Below are 19,374 nucleotides of genomic sequence, written 5' to 3' on the forward strand. Positions count from 1 at the left end.
GAGATCCCCGTTGTCGACGTGGATCTCGCCGCACAACCCGGGGTTGCCGACCGGCAGGTCTGATCCGGCTCGACCTGGCGGGCCCATCCCGCCCCTGGACGCTCAGCGACCGCGGATGATCCGGCGCAGCTCGGCCCATCGGGGGCCCAGCCGCTCCTCGAAGCCACGCCCCGTCGGGTGGTAGTAGTCGGCGTCGGCCTCGAGCAGGTCGTCGGGCAGGAACTGCTGGGCCCCGACGCCCGCCTCCTCGTCGTGGCTGTAGCGGTAGCCCTTGCCGTGGCCCAGCTTCTCCGCCCCGGCGTAGCCGCTGCCCCGCAGGTGCGCGGGCACGGCCCCGCCCTTGCCCGCCCGCACGTCGGCGATGGCGGCGTTGATCGCCGCGTAGGCCGCGTTGGACTTGGGCGCCACGGCGATGTGCACCACGGCCTGCGCCAGGACCAGACGCGCCTCCGGCATCCCGATCTGGGCCACGGCGTGCATGGCGGCCACGGCGGTCTGCAGGGCCGTCGGGTCGGCCATGCCGACCTCCTCGGAGGCCGCGATGACGATGCGGCGCGCGATGAAGCGCGGGTCCTCCCCCGCCTCCAGCTGGCGCGCCAGGTAGTGCAGCGCCGCGTCGACGTCCGACCCTCGCATGGACTTGATGAAGGCGCTGGCCACGTCGTAGTGCTGGTCCCCGGCCCGGTCGTAGCGCACCGCGGCGTGCGCCACGGCCTGCTCGACGTGGGCGAGGGTGATCTGGAGCGTGTCCTCCTCGCGGCCGGCCGCGCGGTCGTCGTCGGCCACCCCGGCCGCGGCCTCGAGGGTGGTCAGCGCCCTGCGGGCGTCGCCGCCCGCCATCCGGACGATGTGCTCCATACCCTCCTCGTCCAGCGTGAAGGATACGGCGAGACCGCGCTCGTCGGTGAGCGCACGGTCCACGAGGGCGCGCACGTCGGCGTCGTCGAGCGAGGTGAGGGTGACCAGCACCGAGCGGGACAGCAACGGCGCGATGATGCTGAAGGAGGGGTTCTCCGTGGTGGCCGCGACGAGGATGACCAGCCGGTTCTCCACCCCGGGCAGGAGCGCGTCCTGCTGGGCCTTGGTGAAGCGGTGGATCTCGTCGAGGAACAGGACCGTCTGGCGCCCGTAGAGGCTACGCTCCTGCAGCGCCTGGTCCATCACGGCACGCACGTCCTTGACGCCGGCGGTGACCGCGGACAGCTCGACGAAGCGCCGGTCGGCAGCCTGCGCCACGAGGTGGGCCAGGGTGGTCTTGCCGGTGCCGGGCGGGCCCCAGAGGATCGCCGACAGCGGGCCTGCGGCGCCCCCGTGCCCCTCGATCAGCCGGCGCAGCGGTGACCCCGGCCGCAGGGCGTCCCGCTGGCCGTGGACCTCCTCCAGGCTCCGCGGTCGCATCCGCACCGCCAGGGGCGGTTGCAGCTCACCGGCCGCGCTGTCCCCGGGCTCGCCGGCGGCGGGCGCGCTGAAGAGGTCCGACATGGTGGCAGGCTAACCCTGTGCACCCCCTGACCCGACACCGAGAGCTCCTCGACCTCTCCGGCGAGGACCCCTGGGTCCGATGGGCCCTGCCCGATCCTCTCCGCGGCGAGGTCTGGGTGCACGAGGGGGTGGCGATGGTCGAGCGGGTCGGTCGCCGCCGCGGGTTCTGGGTCGCTCCGCTCCGGCCGGGTATGCAGCAGCTCGCCGGCGGAGCAGACCTCACCCCCGCGGACCTCACCGGCGAGGCCGACCGGGTCCGCGCGGCGCTGACGCAGCTCCGCGACGGCGGCCACCTGGACAGACTGGGTTCGCAGTCGGTCTCGGTGGTGCAGGAGCACGGACCGGTGGCCCACGAGGTCCTGGAGCTGGGCCAGGGCGGGGACTGGGACTGGATGTGGACCACGACGGCGCCTCCGGTGGCCTCGCGCGAGCGCGACGTGGTCGAGCTCGACGACACGGCCGACGCCGCGGAGCTGCGGACCTTCTCCACCACCCACAACCCCCGCGTGTGGACCGAGATCGGCACCGGGCGGGTCCGTCGCTGGGTCGGGATCCGCGACGAGGACGGGCGCCTGCTGGCCGTCGGCGGTGCCGAGGCGGAGGAGACCGGCGTGCCCCACCTGGCCGGCATCGTCACCGACGCCGACCTGCGCGGGCACGGCCTGGGCACGGCTGTCTCGGCCGCGCTGACCCGGTGGGCGGTGGCGCAGCACGGCGCGAGCACCCTGGGGATGTTCAGCGACAACGGTGCCGCCCGCTCCGTCTACCGTCGGCTGGGCTACCGGACCGCCCGCGCCTGGCACAGCCGTGAGCTCCTGGACGCGGTGCACGAGAGACCGGCATGACCGGCCTCGGGCGGGTCGTCCGACTCCTGCTCACGGCGGTGCTGCTGAGCGTCTTCCTCGTGGCCCAGATCCGCGGGCACGACGACTGGTGGCCGCTGGGGATGCTGGGCCAGTACGGCGTGGCCCGCGATCCCGACGGCCAGGTCGTGGACACCTACCTGGTGGGCGAGTTCGCCGACGGGCAGCGTCGAGAGCTCCCGTTGAGGGTGTCGGAGACCGGTCTGGCCCGGGTCGAGCTGGAGCTCGCCCTGCCCCGCCTCACCGAGGACCCCAGCGGTCTGGCGGACGTGGCCGGGGCGTACGAGCGGGCCCATCCCGGGGTTGACGTGACCGCCCTCGAGGTGCGCCAGCACGTGCACACCCTCGTCGACGGGGGCCGGTCCGGGCCCCCGGAAGATCTGCTGGCGCTCCGCTGGGAGGAGCCGTGAGGTGGTTCTTCCCCGCCACGCCCCGTGCGAGGGTCGCGTGGGTGCGGTCGATCGTCGCGGTCTTCGCCGTGGTCGACGCCCTCTTCCTGCTGACCACCCCGCGTGGCCGGGCGCACACGCCCGACTTCTACCAGCCGGTCCCCCTGGCCGAGCTGGCCCACCTCCCGGCCCCGTCGTCCTGGTCCGCCGCGCTGGTCCTCGTCGGGATCGTTTGCGGCGCAGCCCTTCTCGTGCTCGGCGGGCGGCGCACCGCCCCGGCCTGGCTGCAGCGCGTCGGTGGTCCCCTGCTCGCGCTGACCTATCTCACCTGGTGCCTGTGGTCGATGAGCTTCGGGTATGTGGCGCACGACCACATGGCGATCGCGGTCGCCGTGGCGGTGCTGCCCACCGCAGGTGTGTGCCGCTACGGGCAGGTGGAGGCAGATCCTCGTGCCGGCTGGGCCTTGCGCATGGTGCAGCTCTTCACCGTGCTGACCTATACCGGCTCGGTGCTGGCCAAGGCCGTCATCAACGACTGGGACCTGGTGCGATGGGCCAACTCGGGCACCTTGGCCTGGGCCTTCCTGCGGCGGGGGAATCCGCTCAACTCCCTGCTCGTCGAGCAGGCCGCGCTGCTGCGGGTCTCGCAGTGGGGCGCCCTGGCCCTCGAGCTCGCCGCCCCCCTCGTCTTCCTCGTCCGCGAGCGCTGGCGCTGGCTGGTGGTGGTCGGCTTCCTCGGCTTCCACGCCACGACCTTCGCCCTGCTGGGCATCCACTTCCTGCCCACGGTCGTGTGCTGGTCGGCCTTCCTGCCCTGGGAGCGCTGGCTCAGCCGCCCCACCCCCTGACTCCCGACCGGCGCCTCAGGGGGAGAGCGTCGGCACCGGCAGCCCGAGATGCCGCAGCACCCTCCGCGCGGCGTGGTAGCCGCTCATCCCGTGCACGCCCGGTCCCGGCGGCGTCGACGAGCTGCACAGCCAGACGCCGGGGGCGACCGCATAGGGATCGAGCGCGGGCGTCGGGCGGGCCACCATCCGCCACATCGTGATCAGCCCGCCGGAGATGTCTCCGCCCGGGTATGCGGCGTTGTGCTCGCTCATCCTGGCGGCGGGGGTCACGACGCAGTCGACGACCAGGTCACGGAAGCCGGGGGCGAACCGCTCCAGCTGCGCGTCGGCCTGCGCCCGCACGTCGAGGGTCGAGCCCTGCGGCACGTGGACGTAGGCCCACAGCGGTCGCAGCCCGCTCGCCCCCAGCCGAGCGGGGTCGTGCACGGCCGGGTCGCTGACCAGCATCATCGGACGCTCCGCATGCCGCCCCGCAGCGACCTCCGCCTCGGCCAGACGCATCTGCGCGACCGTCCCGCCGACGTGCACCGTGCCCGCCCGCGCGACGTCGGGATGGCGCCAGGGCAGGGGCCCGGACAGCACGTAGTCGAGCTTCGCCGCCGCCGCCCCCACCGGCTGGGTCCGCAGCCGTCCGGCGTAGGGCTCGGCGAGCAGCCCGGCCGCGACCCGCACGTGCGTGTCGAGCAAGGTCGCGCGGGCGGGGACCAGATCGGCCGGCGTCCGGACCGGGTGATCGGTGACGACCTCTCCTCCGTGCGCCTCCAGGTCCGCCACCAGGGCCCGGGTGATCTCCCCGATGCCCCCGCGCACCAGCGGCCAGCCCGTCGCCGTGTGCGCCAGACTCCCCAGGTAGGCGGCCGTCCCCGCCGCGGCGAGCGAGGGCTGCCGGGTGATGGTGTGGGCCGCCACGCCCCCGATCAGGGCACGCGCCTCCTCCGTGCGCCACCACCGGTCGCCGGCCCGGGTCGACAGCACCCCCACCGCCCGGGCGAAGGCCGCCGCGGCCGCGGCCAGGCCGGACGGCCCTTCTAACGGTATGGAGCGCTTGTCACCGAGCGCGATCCGCGCCACGTCGTCCGCGTGCGCCACCAGCGGCCCCATGAGCCGCCGCCACGCGGCACCATCGATCCCCAGCCCCTCGACCGTGCGGCCCAGGTCCCGCCAGGCCACCCCGGCACGGCCTTCGTCCAGCGGCTGGGCGTAGGACACCTCCGGCACGACCAGCTCGACCCCTCGGGACGGGAGGTCGAACTCGGCGAAGAACGGCGAGGTCGGGGCGGCGGCGGGCACTGCGGCACAGACGTCGCGCAGCAGCCCTTCAGCCTCCCCGACCCGCTCCCCCACGAGCGGCAGGGTCCGGGCCCCTCCGCCCGGCGTCGGCTGGCCCTCCAGCACCGTGACGGAGAGCCCGGCGCGCGCGAGGGTGACCGCCGCCGCGAGCCCGTTGGGGCCCGCGCCGACGATCACCACGTCGCGCGTCACGGGTGGTCAGCTCTGCTTCGGAGCGACCTCGTCGGCGCCCTGCGGTGCCGGCACCGTGCCGCCCTCGCCCTTGGGCTCCGGCCTGGCGTCGACACCGGCCTCCTTGCGCTGCTCCGGGGTGATCGGCGCGGGCGCGGCCGTCAGCGGGTCGAATCCGCCGCCGGACTTGGGGAAGGCGATGACGTCGCGGATCGACTCGCTGCCGGCCAGCAGGGCCACGATCCGGTCCCAGCCGAAGGCGATGCCGCCGTGCGGGGGCGCGCCGTACTTGAACGCCTCGAGCAGGAAGCCGAACTTCTCCTGCGCCTGCTCCGGGGACAGGCCCATGATCGCGAAGACACGTTCCTGGACGTCCCGGCGGTGGATACGGATCGAGCCACCACCGATCTCGTTGCCGTTGCAGACCATGTCGTAGGCATAGGCCAGCACCGCGCCCGGGTCGGACTCGAGGGAGTCGACATACTCCGCCTTGGGCGAGGTGAAGGCGTGGTGCACCGCGGTCCACGCACCCGCGCCGACCGCCACGTCGCCCGCCGCGACCGCGTCACCGGCCGGCTCGAACAGCGGCGCGTCGACGACCCACAGGAAGCTCCACGCCGACTCGTCGATGAGGCCGACACGACGGCCGATCTCCAGCCGGGCCGCGCCCAGCAGGCCGCGCGAGGCCTTGGTGTCCCCCGCGGCGAAGAAGACGCAGTCGCCCGGCTGCGCGCCCACGTGCGCCACGAGCCCGTCGCGCTCGGCGTCGGACAGGTTCTTGGCGACCGGCCCGCCCAGTTCGCCGTCCTCACCCACGGTCACGTAGGCCAGGCCACGCGCGCCGCGCTGCTTGGCCCACTCCTGCCAGGCGTCGAACTGCCGGCGCGGCTGGGAGCCGCCGCCGGGCATGACGACCGCGCCGACGTACTCGGCCTGGAACACCCGGAACGGGGTGTCCGTGAAGTAGTCCGTGCACTCGACCAGCTCGAGGTCGAAGCGCAGGTCGGGCTTGTCGGTGCCGTAGCGCCGCATCGCCTCGGCGTAGGTCATCCGCGGGAAGGGCGTGCTCAACTCGATCCCCTTGACCGCCCAGACCGCCTTGGCGATCGCCTCACCGAGCTCCAGGACGTCCTCCTGCTCGACGAAGCTCATCTCGATGTCGAGCTGGGTGAACTCCGGCTGCCGGTCGGCGCGGAAGTCCTCGTCGCGGTAGCAGCGCGCGATCTGGTAGTAGCGCTCCATGCCCGAGACCATGAGCAGCTGCTTGAACAGCTGCGGGCTCTGCGGCAGGGCGTACCAGCTGCCCGGCTGCAGGCGCGCCGGGACCAGGAAGTCGCGGGCACCCTCGGGGGTGGACCGGGTCAGCGTCGGGGTCTCGATCTCGACGAAGTTGCGCTCGTCGAGCAGGTCGCGCGCCGCCTTGTTGACCTTGGAGCGCAGGCGCAGGTTCTGCCCGGCCGAGCTCGCGCCGGGGCGACGCAGGTCCAGGTAGCGGTGGCGCAGCCGCGCCTCCTCGCCGACCGTGACCCGCTCGTCGATCTGGAAGGGCAGCGGCGCCGCCTCGGACAGCACCTCGATCTGGCTGGCGACGACGTCGATGCCGCCGGTGGGCAGCTCGGGGTTGACGTCCTTGTCGGCGCGCGCGGTGATCTCACCGGTCACCTTGACGCAGTACTCGCTGCGCAGGTCGTGCGCGGTCCCCGTCAGCACCTCGTCGCGGGCGACGACCTGGACGACGCCGCTGGCGTCCCGCAGGTCGATGAAGGCGACGCCGCCGTGGTCGCGGCGTCGGGCCACCCAGCCGGTGAGGGTGACGGTGGTCCCGACGTGCTCCGGGCGCAGGGTCCCGGCCTCGTGGGTGCGAAGCATGTGAGGTCTCCTCTCGGTCGTGTTCCGAGAAGGACGGGCTGCCCTTCTCGGAAGGCAGCCCAGGAGGTGTGGGCGGGGGCCAGGTCGCGGTGCCACCACACCTTCGCCGAGTAGACCTCGGCCTCTCGTCGGTGACGCCGGACGCGCGGTGCACGGTCGAGGTTGCTCCGGTATGCCGTCTCTCAGGCATGCCGTGAGCCTCGCCTCGGCGGGTCGTCACTCCGCCCCGCGCACGGTGGCCCAGTCTACGGGCCCGGACGGGTGCCTCGCACCATCGTTCCCGTCCCGGGACGAATGGTCAGCGGCGGCGACGCGCGTCGAGGGCGAGCACGGCCAGCATCATCGGCCCGTTGCGCACCTGCCCACCCAGCACCGCGTCCACGGCGACGGACAGGGGGACCCAGCCGCACGGCATACCGGCCTCCTCGTCCTCGCGCTCGTGGCGCGCGTCCTCCGCCACGTCACGCAGCCCGGTGGCCAGGTGGACCGTGATGGTCTCGTCCAGGCCGCCCGGGGACGGCGTATGGGCGAGCAGCAGCTCCCAGTGCTCGGCCACCAGGTCCGCCTCCTCGGCCAGCTCGCGCTGCGCCGAGACGACCGGGTCCTCGCCCTCGACGTCGAGCAGCCCGGCCGGGATCTCCCAGTCGTGGGTGCCGATGGGGTGGCGGTACTGCTGGATCAGGAAGATCTCCGGCTCGCCGCGGTCCTCCCGCAGCGCGACGACGGCGACGGCTCCGGTGTGGGCGACGTACTCGCGCACCACGGTGGCGTGCCCGAGGTCGACCGTGTCGCGGCGCACGTCCCAGACCCGCCCCTCGAAGGCGGTCTCGGTGGCCAGCACCCTCGCGCGGTCGACGCGGTCGTGCAGGTCGTCGGCCCCGAGCCGAGGCGCCTCCAGGCTCATCGGGTATGCGGTGTCGCGACCGGGACGGTCACGGCAGCTCGTGGCGGTGGTGGCGGGCCTCCACCTCGACGAGCCGGCCGGAGCGCTGCTGGTCCAGCGCCGCGCCGATGAGACCGGCGAAGAGCGGGTGCGCGTGGTCGGGACGGGACTTGAACTCGGGGTGGGCCTGGGTGGAGACGTAGTAGGGGTGCACGTCGGCCGGCAGCTCCACGAACTCCACCAGCGAGCCGTCGGGCGAGGTGCCGCTGATCACCAGGCCGGCATCGGCCAGGCGGTCGCGGTAGTCGTTGTTGACCTCGTAGCGGTGACGGTGCCGCTCGGTCACCGTGGTCGCCTCGTAGGCACCGGCCACGACCGAGCCCTCGGTCAGCCTGGCCTCGTAGGAGCCGAGCCGCATGGTGCCGCCCAGGTCGCCGGCTCCCTCGACGAAGGCGTGCTGCTCGGCCATCGTGGCGATGACCGGCTCCATCGTCGTCGGGTCGAACTCGGTGGAGCTGGCCCCGTCGATGCCGGCCATGTGGCGGGCGTACTCGATGACCATGGCCTGCAGCCCCAGGCAGATGCCCAGGGTGGGGATCTTGCGCTCGCGCGCCCAGCGCAGGGCGCCGATCTTGCCCTCGATGCCCCGCACGCCGAAGCCGCCGGGCACCAGGATCGCGTCGACCCCGCCGAGCGCCTTGGTCGCGCCGGCCTCGGTGGAGCAGTCGTCGGAGGGGACCCAGCGGATCTTCACCTTGGCGTCGTGGCGGAAGCCGCCGGCGCGCAGCGCCTCGGTGACCGACAGGTAGGCGTCGGGCAGGTCGACGTACTTGCCGACCAGGGCGACCTCGACCTCGTGCTCGGGCTCGTGCACCCGCTCCAGCAGGGCGTCCCAGGCCGACCACTCGACGTCCTTGAACGGGATGCCGAGGTGGCGCACGACGTAGGCGTCCAGCATCTCGCGGTGCAGGACCTTGGGGATGTCGTAGATGCTGGGCGCGTCGATGCAGGCGGCGACCCCGTCGTGGTCGACGTCGCACATCATCGAGATCTTGCGCTTGATGCCCTCGGGCAGCTCGCGGTCGGCCCGCAGCACCAGGGCGTCGGGCTGGATGCCGACCTGGCGCAGCATGGCCACCGAGTGCTGGGTGGGCTTGGTCTTCAGCTCGCCGCTGGGCGCCAGGTAGGGCACGAGCGAGACGTGCAGGAAGAAGCTGTTGGCGCGACCGATGTCGTGGCGGACCTGGCGGGCGGCCTCCAGGAAGGGCAGCGACTCGATGTCGCCGACGGTGCCGCCGATCTCGGTGATGATGATGTCGGGGCGCTCGCCGTCGCCGGCGTTGGCGGCCGCGCGCATCCGGGCCTTGATCTCGTTGGTGATGTGCGGGATGACCTGCACGGTGTCGCCGAGATACTCGCCGCGGCGCTCACGGGCGATGACGTCGTTGTAGACCTGCCCGGTCGTGACGTTGGAGCGCCCCGAGGCGTTGACGTTGAGGAAGCGCTCGTAGTGGCCGATGTCCAGGTCGCACTCGGCGCCGTCCTCGGTGACGAAGACCTCGCCGTGCTGGAAGGGGTTCATCGTGCCGGGGTCGACGTTGATGTAGGGGTCCAGCTTCTGCATGGTCACGCGCAGTCCTCGGCTCCGCAGGAGGAAGCCCAGGCTGCTCGCCGTCAGACCCTTCCCGAGCGAGGAGGCAACGCCCCCGGTCACAAAGATGTGCTTCGTCGTCTCCGCCACGGGCTGTCAGTCTACGTGACACCACCGACGGCCGTGGCAGGCGGATCGCCGGGGGCGTGTCAGCCCGCTCGCCGGCGCGTGCCGGCGCACCTTCCCGTGGGTGGTCGGCCGGGTTCAGGCACGGTATGCGGCCAGCGCCGCCTCGACCGCGTCCGCCACCGTCGGCAGCTGCGCGGAGCGGGCCTTCGCCCGCCGGCGGAGGTCCCCCGCGAGGCCGGGGTCGGTGAGGACCTGCCGCATCGCCGTGGCGACGGCTGCGGGCAGGTCGGCGTGGGCATGGTCGACGAGGAGGGCACCGTCCCCGAGCAGGATGCCGGTGCCGCCGGAGTCGGTCGCCACGATCGGGGCACCCTGCTGCAGCGCCTCCTGCAGCCAGACCGGCTGGCCCTCCCACGCGGCGGTGGAGACGACCAGGTCGGCGGCGGCGAGGAGCTCGGGCACGTCGGTGCGGTGGCCGAGCAGCCGGATCGTGCCGCCGGGGGACCCGGCCTCCTGGATCTGCTGCTCGAGCCGGGCCCGCTCGGGCCCCTCGCCGGCGATGGCCAGGACGGGCCGCGCCTGAGTCGTGTCGCCCGCCCAGGCCGAGACGAGTCGCAGGTGGGCCTCGACCAGGACGTGCTGCGCCTTCTGACGGGCCAGGCGTCCGGCGCTGACGACCAGCGGCGTCGCCGCGTCCAGTCCCAGCTCTGCCCGGAGCCGGGCCCGCACCTGCTCCGGGTCCTGGGTCCGTCGCGCCGGGGTGGCCGGGACGACGGCCAGGCCGGTCCGCCGGGCCCCGGCCCCGGCCGCCCGCGCCACGAGATCGGGTGAGACCCCGAGGAGGAGGTCGGAGCCGCGTGAGACGAGCTGCTCCATACCCAGGTAGACCGCGCGCCCGAACCTCCCGTCGGGCGGGGCGTTGTGGGTGGTGACCACGAGGCGGGGCCGGGTGCCGTGGCAGGAGCTCGTGCGGGACAGGCCCGTGCGGGGCAGGGTCAGCCGCGCCAGCACCGCCAGCGCACCGGCGCGCAGCCCGTGGGCGTGGACGATGTCGGCGCCGCCCATGGCGCGGCGCAGGGTCGCGACGGCCGTGCGGTCCCGGAGCGGGTGGGGGCGCTCCCCCACGGGGAGGTCGACGACCGGGACGCCGAGATCGAAGCGCTCGGCGACGGACGCCGGGCAGGCCGCGACGACCCGGTGGCCGCGCGCGGCGAGCCCGCCGGCGAGCTGCTCGACGTGACGGCCCACTCCCCCGGCGACCAGGCCGGTGACCAGCAGGATCCTCATCGTCGCCCCCTGACCCGCGCGGCGACGGTGCGCCAGGCCTCGGGAGCCACCAGCCGCAGGGCGGCCGCGACGCAGAGCAGGACGAGGGTGCCGGCGAGCAGCCCCGACCCCAGGGTGGCGATCCAGCCCTCGGTGTCCCGGGGCAGCACCAGCGTGGTGACGACCAGCGCCGTGCCGGCGCCCAGGAGGGCCGCGAGGGTGGCGCGGGCCAGACCGGCGAGGGACGCCCGGCCCCAGGCCCTGCGGAGCTCCAGGAGCAGGAGGGCGCCGCCGAGCGTCATACCGAGGCTGGAGCCGACGGCCAGCCAGCGGAGGGTGTGGGCGACGCCGTCACCCTGGCCCAGCGCCAGGAGGGGCACGAGCGCTGCCACGGCCCACCCCAGGAGCGCCGCGGCCGCCGCCCGGCGCGGAGAGCCGACCGCGTAGAGGGCCCGGGTGCCCACCGCGACGAGAGCGAAGCCGAGGAGCCCGGGGGCGAGGAGGGCGACGGTCGGCCCCAGCGCCTCCAGGGTGGGACGACCGGCGGAGCCGGCACCGACGTCGAGCAGGAGGAAGGCGTCGCGGATCGCGTGGCGGGCGGCGACGAGCGCGGCGGCGGACGCGGTCGCTGCCACGACGGCCCCGGTCAGGGCGCCGCGCAGGACCCGGACGGCCTCGTCGCGGTGCGCGGCCAGGCGCGGGAAGGCCGCGGTCGCCAGGGGCACGACCAGCACGGCGTAGGGCAGCAGGTAGACCGTCTGGGCGTAGGTCCAGACCGTGATCCCGGCCACCCCCGTGGCGGAGTTGGTGAGCAGGAGCGCCGCGACCGCGGCGAGCTGCTGGCCCAGGACCACCACGACCCCGGCCAGCACCAGGGCGCCGGCCCGGCGGCCCGTGCCGGCGGGGAAGGTCCAGGTGGGTCGCCAGCGCACCCCGAGCCGGGAGGCCGGCAGGAGCAGGGGCAGGCTCAGCGCCAGGACGCCGAGGGTGGTGCCTCCGGCCAGCAGCCAGATCCCGCTGCCGTCCAGGGCCGCGCCGGGGTCGGTGGCGTCGTGGGTTGCCCCGTAGGCCAGGTAGACCCCGATGACGACGAGGCTGGACAGCAGGGGCGCCAGGGCTGCGGCCAGGAACCGGCGGTGGGCCTGGAGGACACCGGCCAGGACGATCCCGATGCCGTAGAGCGCGATCTGCGGGGCGAAGAGGAGCAGCATGAGCGCGCCGGCGGAGCGGGCCTGCTGGGGGTCGCAGCCGTCGGGTGTGCCCAGGAGCCAGAGGGTGATGGGGCCGGCGGCCAGCGCGACGACCGCCGCGATCGGGAGCAGCACCGTCAGCGTCCAGGTCATCAGCGCCGAGGCGGTCCGGTCGGCGAGATCCTCGTCGCCGCGGTGCAGGTGACCGGCCACCAGCGGGACCGCCACCGCGGCCAGGGCGCCACCGGCGGCGACCTCGAAGAGCACGTTGGGCACGAGGTTGGCGGTCGTGTAGACCTGACCGACGCAGGTGGCGCCCACGGCCTTGGCGAAGACCAGCCAGCGGACGAGGCCGACCGCACGGGCGGCGAGGGTGACGACCGCGACCAGGCCGGCGGCAGCCAGCAGCCCTCCCCCGTGCAGCCTCGGGCTGGGCGTGGGCGCCTGCGCGGTCATGCCGACCGGCCCCACCGGTCGATCCGGCGCAGGAAGGCGTTGCCGTCGATGACGGCGCTGAAGCTGACCCGCTCGCTGGCCAGGATGAGTGCGCTGACGCCGCCGAGTGCCAGGGCTCGGCCACGCGGTCCGAGGGCCTGGGCCGCGGCCAGCCCGACGGCCGAGCCGAGAGGGTTGGCGCCGGTGTCCCCGAGCATGGCCCGACCGGCCAGGTCCTCGGGCAGGGCCGCCAGTGCCGCGCCGACGACGGACGCGGCCGGCGGGCGGCCGGCCACCGCCAGCGGGACTCCGGTCAGCAGGCCGACCTTGAGCGCACGCCCCGGTCTGAGGTCGAAGAGATTGGCCAGGTTGGCCGCGCCGGCCACCAGCGCCCCACCCGTGAGCGTGTGCAGACCGACGGGCCGGCCGGCGCGGCGGTCGGACCAGGCCGTGGCCAGGAGGCCGGAGGCACCCAGCGCCGCGATCTTGACCGTGCCGGTCGTCACCCTCCCGTGCCGCAGCGCCGTGAGATGACCGCGCAGGCCCTTGGCGTCGGCCGAGCCGTCCAGGTCGTCCAGGGCACCCGCCGCTCCGGCGCCGAGCACGGCGAGCGTCGCGGGCGGATCGACCAGGAGCAGCGGCAGGGCCGTCCCCGCCGTCAGGGCCACACCCTCGGTGAGGGTCACGGGGTCGCCGGCGTGGTTGGTGCGCTCCCACCGCGCGGCGCCGCCGGGGAGCCGGCCGTGCCTGGCCACATCCTGGACCGTCCACGTGCCTGCCAGGGCCACCGCGGCGATCGCGAGGGACCCCAGGTGGGCGGAGGTGCGCCTCACGACGTGGTCGTGGCCGTGGCGTCGTCGGGGCCCGGCTCCACCCCGGGCAGCACGACCTCGCTCCCGCCGTCGTCCTGGCCGGCACCCTGATCGGCCCCTTGACCAGCTCCCTGACCGCCGGGGTCCTGCTGCCCCGGGTCCTGCTGCCCCGGGTCCTGCTGTCCGTCGTCCTGCACACCGTCCTGGAGGTCGTCCTGCCCAGGGGCAGGAACCTCCGGCGTCGGGGGCATGACGGGTGGGACCGAGGGCATGACCTCCTGGGCGAGGTCCCCCAAGCCGTAGTGCCCGGGCTCGCCCTGGACCGTCCAGGCCAGCGCCAGGACCGTGGCGAGCTGGCCGGTGGGGCTCTCCAGGTTGTCGACGGTGGACACGAGCTCGGCGAGGTCCTCGTCGTCGCGCACGGCGTGGACGAGCGGGTCGACCGGGCTGACCCCGTCGCTCTCGCGGGACTCCCCGCCCGTGCCGGCCACGACGAAGCGAGACTCGACCCGGGTGAGCGCGTCCACCAGGTCGACCCGTTGCGTCAGCGCCTCCGCCCCGACACCCTCGGCGGCCGCGGCCGCGGTCAGACCGCCCGGCACCAGCACGATCGCCTCGGGAGCCACGCGGGTGCCCGCCGTGGCCGGGTCGGTGTCCCGCCAGGTGAAGTCGACGAGTCGCTCGTCCTCGAGTGCGGCCGCCACGGTCAGCCAGCCTCCGGGGTGGGCCGGGTGGTCGGCCCCGGCCAGGGTGGCGGCCAGGACGGTGGCGACCGTGGGCACCACCCCGGTGGTCGGCTCGGGGGCCTGGACGAGCTCGGCCAGCCCGTCCAGGGTCTCCTGCCTGTCCGCGGGCGGGTTGGGCGCGTCCCAGCGCGGGTCGACCTCGGCCATGAGCACGACGATCGCGCCGGCGCTCACGAGCTTCCCCTCGAGCTGGTCGACCACGTTGCGGTCGGCGCCGGGCATGACCACCAGGCCGACGCGGACACCGCTGAGCGTGCCCCCGGTGACGCGCTCGGACACCAGCCCCAGCGCCCCGTCCTTGGCCTCGGCCAGCCGGTCCGCGTGCTCGACCTGCGCCCGCAGGTCGGTGCGCTCCTCGCGCAGCTGGGCCACCTCGCTCTCCAGCGTGGAGGAGATGCCCTCGCGCAGCGGACCGGCGCCGAGGGCGATGCCCACGGCGAGCGCGATGAAGACGGCCACCAGCGAGACGAGGTGGTAGCGGAAGTCGATCAACGAAGAAGTCCCTCGATCCAGGCCCAGACGTCATCCCATCGTACGGCCAGCACGCCGAAGAGAGCGCGCCCTCCGGGGGTCACGCTCAGGGCGACGACCAGCGCGAACAGCCCGGCCAGGACCAGCCACACGAGCGATGCGCTGGAGATGCGGGAGCGGTAGAGCAGGCTCACGCCCTTGGCGTCGACCAGCTTGCTGCCGACCCTCAGACGGGTCAGGAAGGTGCTGGCCATGCCCTTGCGACCCTTGTCCAGGAACTCCACGAGGGTGGCGTGGGTGCCCACGGCCACGATGAGCTCGGCGCCCAGCCCGTCGGCGAGCAGCATCGCCACGTCCTCGCTGGTGCCGGGCGCTGGCAGCTCGACGGCCTTCAGGCCCAGCTCCTCGATCCGCTCCAGGCCGGGCGCGCGACCGTCCCGGTAGGCGTGGACGACCAGCTCCGCCCCGCAGCCCAGCGCGCGGTCGGACACCGAGTCCATGTCACCCACGATGAGGTCGGGCCGCAGACCTTGGTCGAGCAGCGCGTCGGCGCCGCCGTCGACGCCGATGAGGACGGGCCTGGCCTCCCGGATGAAGGGCCGCAGCGTCTGCAGGTCCTCCTTGTAGTGGTAGCCCCGCACGACCACGAGCACGTAGCGCCCGTCCATGTCCGTGGACAGCGTGGGCAGCCCGATCCCGTCCAGGAGCAGCTCACGCTCGGCCTTGACGTACTCGACGGTATTGGTCGCGAAAGCCTCGATCTGGCTCGAGACGTTGGCCCGGGCATCCGCCAGCTGGGCCTGCACGAGCGCGTCGTCGAGACGGACGCCCCTGGCCACGACCTCGTCGCCGGCCCGCAGGTCGTCCCCGTCGATCGTCACCTCCGTCCCCTCGGCCAGCTCCATGACGGCCGCTCCGGCGAAGTCCAGGATCGGGATGCCGGCCTCCAGCAGGATCTCCGGCCCCCGGTTGGGATAGGCGCCGGTGGTGCTGGGCGAGGCGTTGACGACGGCGGCCGGGCCGCAGGCGACCAGGGCGTTGGCGCTGACCTGGTCGAGGTCGTCGTGGTCGATGATGGCGATGTCGCCGGGCTGGAGCCGCTTGGTGAGGTTCTTGGTCCGGGGATCAACGCGCGCCGTGCCGACCACCACCTGCTGGTGGATCCGTGCCTGACGGGCCTGCTGTCGTGCGCGCCCCGCGCGCCCCACGCGTCCGGCAGGCCCCTGTCCGGGTGCTCCTCCCTGGTTGGCGGGCAGTGCCACCTCAGCCCACCTCCTCACGCCGGGCGAGCAGCTCGCGCGCGTGCTCCACCGCGGCCCGTGAGTCGGCCACCCCGCCCAGCATGCGGGCCAGCTCCGCCTCGCGCTCCTGCCCCTCGACGACGGCCACGTCGCTGCTGGTCACCTGTCCGTCGGTGCTCTTGCGCACCACGAGGTGCCGGTCGGCGTAGGCCGCCACCTGGCCGAGGTGGGTGACCACGATGACCTGGGCCGAGCGGGCCAACGCCGCCAGCCGGGCGCCCAGGTCGAGAGCGGCCGCGCCCCCGACGCCGGCGTCGACCTCGTCGAAGACGTAGGTCGGCACCTGACCCCGGGCGCAGACGAGCTCCAGCGCCAGCATGACCCGGGACAGCTCACCGCCCGACGCTGCGCGGGTCACCGACCGGGCGGGCGCGCCGGGGTTGGCCGCCAGCCGGATCTCGACCTCGTCCAGTCCGTGGGTCGTGGCCCTGGCCCACCCGCCGTCCGGCAACGGGACGCCCCGGTCGTCGTCGGCCTGCGCCGGTCGGGCGGCCACGTGGACCTCGACCACCGCCGACCCCATCGCCAGGTGCGAGAGCTCGGCGGTGACCTCCTGGGACACCCTCTCCGCGGTGGCCGACCTCGCCCGGCTCAGCGTCCCGCCGGCGGCCCCGACCTCCGCCGCCATCGCCTCCACCTGGGTCTCCAGCTCTTCCAGCTCCTCGTCGGAGACGTCGATCCTGCCCAGCTCGGCGGCCGAGCTCTCCCCGAAGGCGAGCAGCTCTGCGGTGCTGGGGCCGTACTTGCGCAGCAGCGCCGTCAGGTCGGCCCGCCGGCGGTGCACCTCGTCGAGACGCTCCTCGTCGACCTCGATGGCCGACCCGTAGGAGGCCAGGTCCGCGGCCAGGTCGCTGGCCAGGTAGCCGATCTCCCCCAGGCGGGTCCGCAGCGAGGCCAGCTGCTCGTCGTGCACGCTGACGGGAGCCAGGCCGGACTCCGCCGCGGCCACCAGGGCGACCAGGCTCGGGGCGTCCTCGGCCGGGTCGTCGGAGCCGACCAGCACGTCGTGCGCCGACAGCGCCGCATTGCGCAGCTCTTCGGCGTGGGTGAGGCGCTCGGTCTCGGCCCGCAGGACGTCCTCCTCGCCCTCCACCGGTGAGACCGCCTCGATCTCCTCCAGGGCCGCCCTGAGCATCCCCACCCGGCGGGCCCGGTCGGCGGCGGTGCTGCGCAGCTCGGCGAGCCGGTCCCGCGCCGCGAGCCATGCCGCATACCGCTCCTGGTATGCGGTGAGGGCCCGGGCGACCTCCTCCCCACCGGCGTCGTCGATCAGCACGCGGTGCTGGTCCGCGTCGCGCAGCCGCCACTGGTCGGCCTGGCCGTGGACGGCCACGAGGTGCTGCCCGACCTCGGAGAGCACGGACACCGGCGCGCTGCGTCCACCGACGTGCGCGCGGGATCGGCCCTGGGCGGCGACGGTCCTGACCAGCACGAGACCGTCGGAGACGTCTCCCCCGGCCTCCTCCACCCGGATGCTCGCGGGGTGGTCGGGCGCGACGTCGACCTCGCCCTCGACGACCGCTGCGGGAGCGCCGTCACGCACGAGGCCGGCGTCGGCACGGTCGCCCAGAAGCAGCCCGAGGCCGCTGACCACCATGGTCTTGCCCGCGCCGGTCTCGCCGGTGATCACGTTGAGGCCGTCGCTCAGGTCGAGCTCGGCGTCGTCGATGACTCCCAGCCGGTGGATACGGATGCGCCGCAGGGTCACTGCCGCGGCTCCCCGTCCTCACCGGCGGCCGGCCCCCGCCACCCGCTCACGGGCAGCGCGAACTTGGCGACCAGACGGTCGGTGAAAGGGTCGTCGCCGAGCCGGGCCAGGAGCACCGGCGTCTCGGAGCGGCGCACCTCGATCCGGGCCCCGGCCGGCAGCTCGACCGTCCGCCGCCCGTCGCACCACATCACGCCGTCCACGTAGGAGTGCGGCACGACCTCGACGGCCAGGTGGGAGTCGGGGCCGAGCACCAGCGGCCGGGCGAAGAGGGCGTGGGCCGAGATCGGCACCAGCAGGATGGCCTCGACGTCGGGCCAGACCACCGGACCACCGCCGGAGAAGGCGTAGGCGGTCGACCCGGTCGGCGTGGAGATCACCACGCCGTCGCAGCCCCACGTCGACAGCGGCCGGCCGTCGACCTCGACCGCGACCTCGAGCATCCGCTCGCGCGCAGACTTCTCCACCGAGGCCTCGTTGAGCGCCCAGTTGTGGGCCACCACGACCCCGTCCTGGACGACGTCGACCTCCAGGGTCATGCGCCGCTCGACGAGATAGTCGCGCGCGATGATCCGACCGACGAGGGCGTCGACGTCGTCCTTCTCGGCCTCGGCCAGGAAGCCCACCCGGCCCATGTTGACCCCCAGGAGCGGGGTGCCCGCGGGCCTGGCGATCTCGGCCCCCCGCAGGATCGTCCCGTCGCCGCCGAAGATGACCACGAGCTCGGCGTCGCTGGCGTCCACGTGCGGCGGGACGGGGCTCTTGTGCGCCGTGATGCGGCCGGTGCGCACCACCTCGTGCGTGGGCGCCGCCTCGGGCACCTCCTCGACCTCGATCCCGTGGGCGGCGAGGCGCTCGGCGAAGACCCTCGCCATCTCCGGCATCTCGGGACGCGTCGGGTGGGTCACGAGCATGATCTTGCGGCTCATGTCTCCTCCTCTGCGCGTAGAACGTCGCACCGTGCGGCCAGGGTCTCCTGCGGCAGGCCCCAGTCCATCATGCCGGAGACGGTGCTCGAACCCGGCGCGGCCGTGCGCAGCCAGAGAAGGTACTCGATGTTGCCGTTCCCGCCGGTCAGCGGCGAGCGTTCCACTCCCCCGACCCGCAGCCTGAGGTCGGTGGCCGCGGCGATGACCTCACGCAGCGCTGCCGCCCGTGCCTGCGCGGACCTGACGATCCCGCCGCGGCCGAGCCCCGTGGGGCCCACCTCGAACTGGGGCTTGACGAGGAGGACGACGTCGGCGCCCGGCTCGCAGACCTCGGGCAGGACCGGCAGGACGTGGCGCAACGAGATGAACGAGACGTCGCAGACCACCGCCTCGACCCGGCCGCCGAGCGTCTCTGCGGTCAGACCGCGGACGGTGGTCCCGGACAGGTCGACGACCTCCGCACGCCCTCCCACGCGCGGGTCCAGCTGGTCGTGGCCCACGTCCAGGGCGAGCACCTGGGCGGCGCCGCGGGAGAGGAGGACCTGCGTGAAGCCACCGGTCGAGGCCCCGATGTCCAGGCAGCGGCGAACGGAGACGTCCAGGCCGGCAGCACCCCATACCGCGAAGGCGTGCTCCAGCTTGAGCGCACCACGACCGACCCACCCGTCCGTGATCCAGGCGGCCTCCCCGGCCGCCTGCCCGCTCACCTCGACCTGCTGCCCTTCCTCCACGGGGTATGCGGCACGCGTCACCGTGGCGCCGTCCACCTGCACGGCGCCGCCGACGACGAGCGACTTGGCCTGGGTCCGGGAGGACGCCAGGCCGCGGGACACCAGCTCGAGGTCCAGGCGGCGTGGGCTCACCGTCGAGGCCCTGGACGTGCCTCCCCGGGAGCCGGTGGCGGTGGTGCGGGCGCGGTGAGACGAGCCTGTAGGGCCCGGTGGGCCTCGGTGGCCGCCTCCAGCTGCGTGGCGGGATCGCCAGACATGGCGCGGTCGAAG

The 19,374-nt window shown here is 74.3% G+C and carries 16 protein-coding genes; 3 read left to right on the plus strand and 13 right to left on the minus strand.

Going from position 1 to position 19,374, the window contains the following annotated elements:
* Positions 1 to 102 precede the first annotated feature (102 nt).
* Positions 103 to 1,482 carry a replication-associated recombination protein A gene (locus ACTMMA_RS17145; protein WP_441191321.1) on the minus strand — a complete coding sequence of 460 codons (1,380 nt, stop codon included), beginning with the start codon at positions 1,480 to 1,482 and terminating at the stop codon, positions 103 to 105.
* A 17-nt stretch (positions 1,483 to 1,499) separates the two neighbouring features.
* On the opposite strand from ACTMMA_RS17145, the gene ACTMMA_RS17150 reads away from it, so the two are divergent.
* Genes ACTMMA_RS17150 through ACTMMA_RS17160 form a run of 3 tightly spaced genes read left to right on the plus strand, consistent with a single transcriptional unit; the run spans position 1,500 to position 3,582 of the window.
* Positions 1,500 to 2,327 carry a GNAT family N-acetyltransferase gene (locus ACTMMA_RS17150; RefSeq protein ID WP_441191322.1) on the plus strand — a complete coding sequence of 276 codons (828 nt, stop codon included), beginning with the start codon at positions 1,500 to 1,502 and terminating at the stop codon, positions 2,325 to 2,327.
* On the plus strand, positions 2,324 to 2,755 hold the full coding sequence (locus tag ACTMMA_RS17155) for a hypothetical protein (RefSeq protein WP_441191323.1): 432 nt from the start codon (positions 2,324 to 2,326) through the stop codon (positions 2,753 to 2,755). Before ACTMMA_RS17150 ends, ACTMMA_RS17155 begins: the two co-directional genes overlap by 4 nt.
* Positions 2,756 to 2,796: 41 nt before the next feature.
* Positions 2,797 to 3,582 carry a hypothetical protein gene (locus ACTMMA_RS17160; RefSeq protein ID WP_441191324.1) on the plus strand — a complete coding sequence of 262 codons (786 nt, stop codon included), beginning with the start codon at positions 2,797 to 2,799 and terminating at the stop codon, positions 3,580 to 3,582.
* A gap of 15 nt (positions 3,583 to 3,597) precedes the next feature.
* On the opposite strand, the gene ACTMMA_RS17165 is transcribed toward ACTMMA_RS17160, so the two are convergent.
* From ACTMMA_RS17165 to ACTMMA_RS17220, 12 genes are all read right to left on the minus strand, one after another.
* On the minus strand, positions 3,598 to 5,064 hold the full coding sequence (locus tag ACTMMA_RS17165) for a phytoene desaturase family protein (protein ID WP_441191325.1): 1,467 nt from the start codon (positions 5,062 to 5,064) through the stop codon (positions 3,598 to 3,600).
* Between the two features lie 6 nt (positions 5,065 to 5,070).
* On the minus strand, positions 5,071 to 6,912 hold the full coding sequence (gene aspS / locus ACTMMA_RS17170; RefSeq protein ID WP_441191326.1) for an aspartate--tRNA ligase: 1,842 nt from the start codon (positions 6,910 to 6,912) through the stop codon (positions 5,071 to 5,073).
* A gap of 298 nt (positions 6,913 to 7,210) precedes the next feature.
* Positions 7,211 to 7,816, minus strand: a complete 606-nt coding sequence (locus ACTMMA_RS17175; protein ID WP_441191327.1) for an NUDIX domain-containing protein — start codon at positions 7,814 to 7,816, stop codon at positions 7,211 to 7,213.
* Between the two features lie 28 nt (positions 7,817 to 7,844).
* Positions 7,845 to 9,536 (minus strand): CTP synthase, encoded by a 1,692-nt coding sequence (gene pyrG / locus ACTMMA_RS17180; RefSeq protein ID WP_441191328.1) that lies wholly within the window; start codon positions 9,534 to 9,536, stop codon positions 7,845 to 7,847.
* A 114-nt stretch (positions 9,537 to 9,650) separates the two neighbouring features.
* Positions 9,651 to 10,802 carry a glycosyltransferase family 4 protein gene (locus tag ACTMMA_RS17185; protein ID WP_441191329.1) on the minus strand — a complete coding sequence of 384 codons (1,152 nt, stop codon included), beginning with the start codon at positions 10,800 to 10,802 and terminating at the stop codon, positions 9,651 to 9,653.
* Positions 10,799 to 12,427, minus strand: a complete 1,629-nt coding sequence (locus tag ACTMMA_RS17190) for a lipid II flippase MurJ (protein ID WP_441191330.1) — start codon at positions 12,425 to 12,427, stop codon at positions 10,799 to 10,801. Before ACTMMA_RS17190 ends, ACTMMA_RS17185 begins: the two co-directional genes overlap by 4 nt.
* Positions 12,424 to 13,239 (minus strand): hypothetical protein, encoded by an 816-nt coding sequence (locus ACTMMA_RS17195; protein ID WP_441191331.1) that lies wholly within the window; start codon positions 13,237 to 13,239, stop codon positions 12,424 to 12,426. Before ACTMMA_RS17195 ends, ACTMMA_RS17190 begins: the two co-directional genes overlap by 4 nt.
* Positions 13,236 to 14,456 (minus strand): copper transporter, encoded by a 1,221-nt coding sequence (locus ACTMMA_RS17200; RefSeq protein WP_441191332.1) that lies wholly within the window; start codon positions 14,454 to 14,456, stop codon positions 13,236 to 13,238. The genes ACTMMA_RS17195 and ACTMMA_RS17200 overlap by 4 nt, the downstream gene beginning before the upstream one ends.
* Positions 14,453 to 15,598: a putative cytokinetic ring protein SteA gene (gene steA / locus ACTMMA_RS17205; protein WP_441191338.1), complete on the minus strand. Its 1,146-nt coding sequence runs from the start codon at positions 15,596 to 15,598 to the stop codon at positions 14,453 to 14,455. The genes ACTMMA_RS17200 and steA overlap by 4 nt, the downstream gene beginning before the upstream one ends.
* Before the next feature lie 100 nt (positions 15,599 to 15,698).
* The gene (recN, locus tag ACTMMA_RS17210; protein WP_441191333.1) at positions 15,699 to 17,444 is read right to left on the minus strand and encodes a DNA repair protein RecN; all 1,746 of its coding nucleotides are present in this window, start codon (positions 17,442 to 17,444) and stop codon (positions 15,699 to 15,701) included.
* Positions 17,441 to 18,373: an NAD kinase gene (locus ACTMMA_RS17215; protein WP_441191334.1), complete on the minus strand. Its 933-nt coding sequence runs from the start codon at positions 18,371 to 18,373 to the stop codon at positions 17,441 to 17,443. Before ACTMMA_RS17215 ends, recN begins: the two co-directional genes overlap by 4 nt.
* Positions 18,370 to 19,236 (minus strand): TlyA family RNA methyltransferase, encoded by an 867-nt coding sequence (locus tag ACTMMA_RS17220; protein WP_441191335.1) that lies wholly within the window; start codon positions 19,234 to 19,236, stop codon positions 18,370 to 18,372. The genes ACTMMA_RS17215 and ACTMMA_RS17220 overlap by 4 nt, the downstream gene beginning before the upstream one ends.
* Between the last annotated feature and the right edge of the window lie 138 nt (positions 19,237 to 19,374).

The sequence above is a fragment of the Ornithinimicrobium panacihumi genome, from assembly GCF_052073805.1.
Lineage (GTDB): Bacteria > Actinomycetota > Actinomycetes > Actinomycetales > Dermatophilaceae > Ornithinicoccus > Ornithinicoccus panacihumi.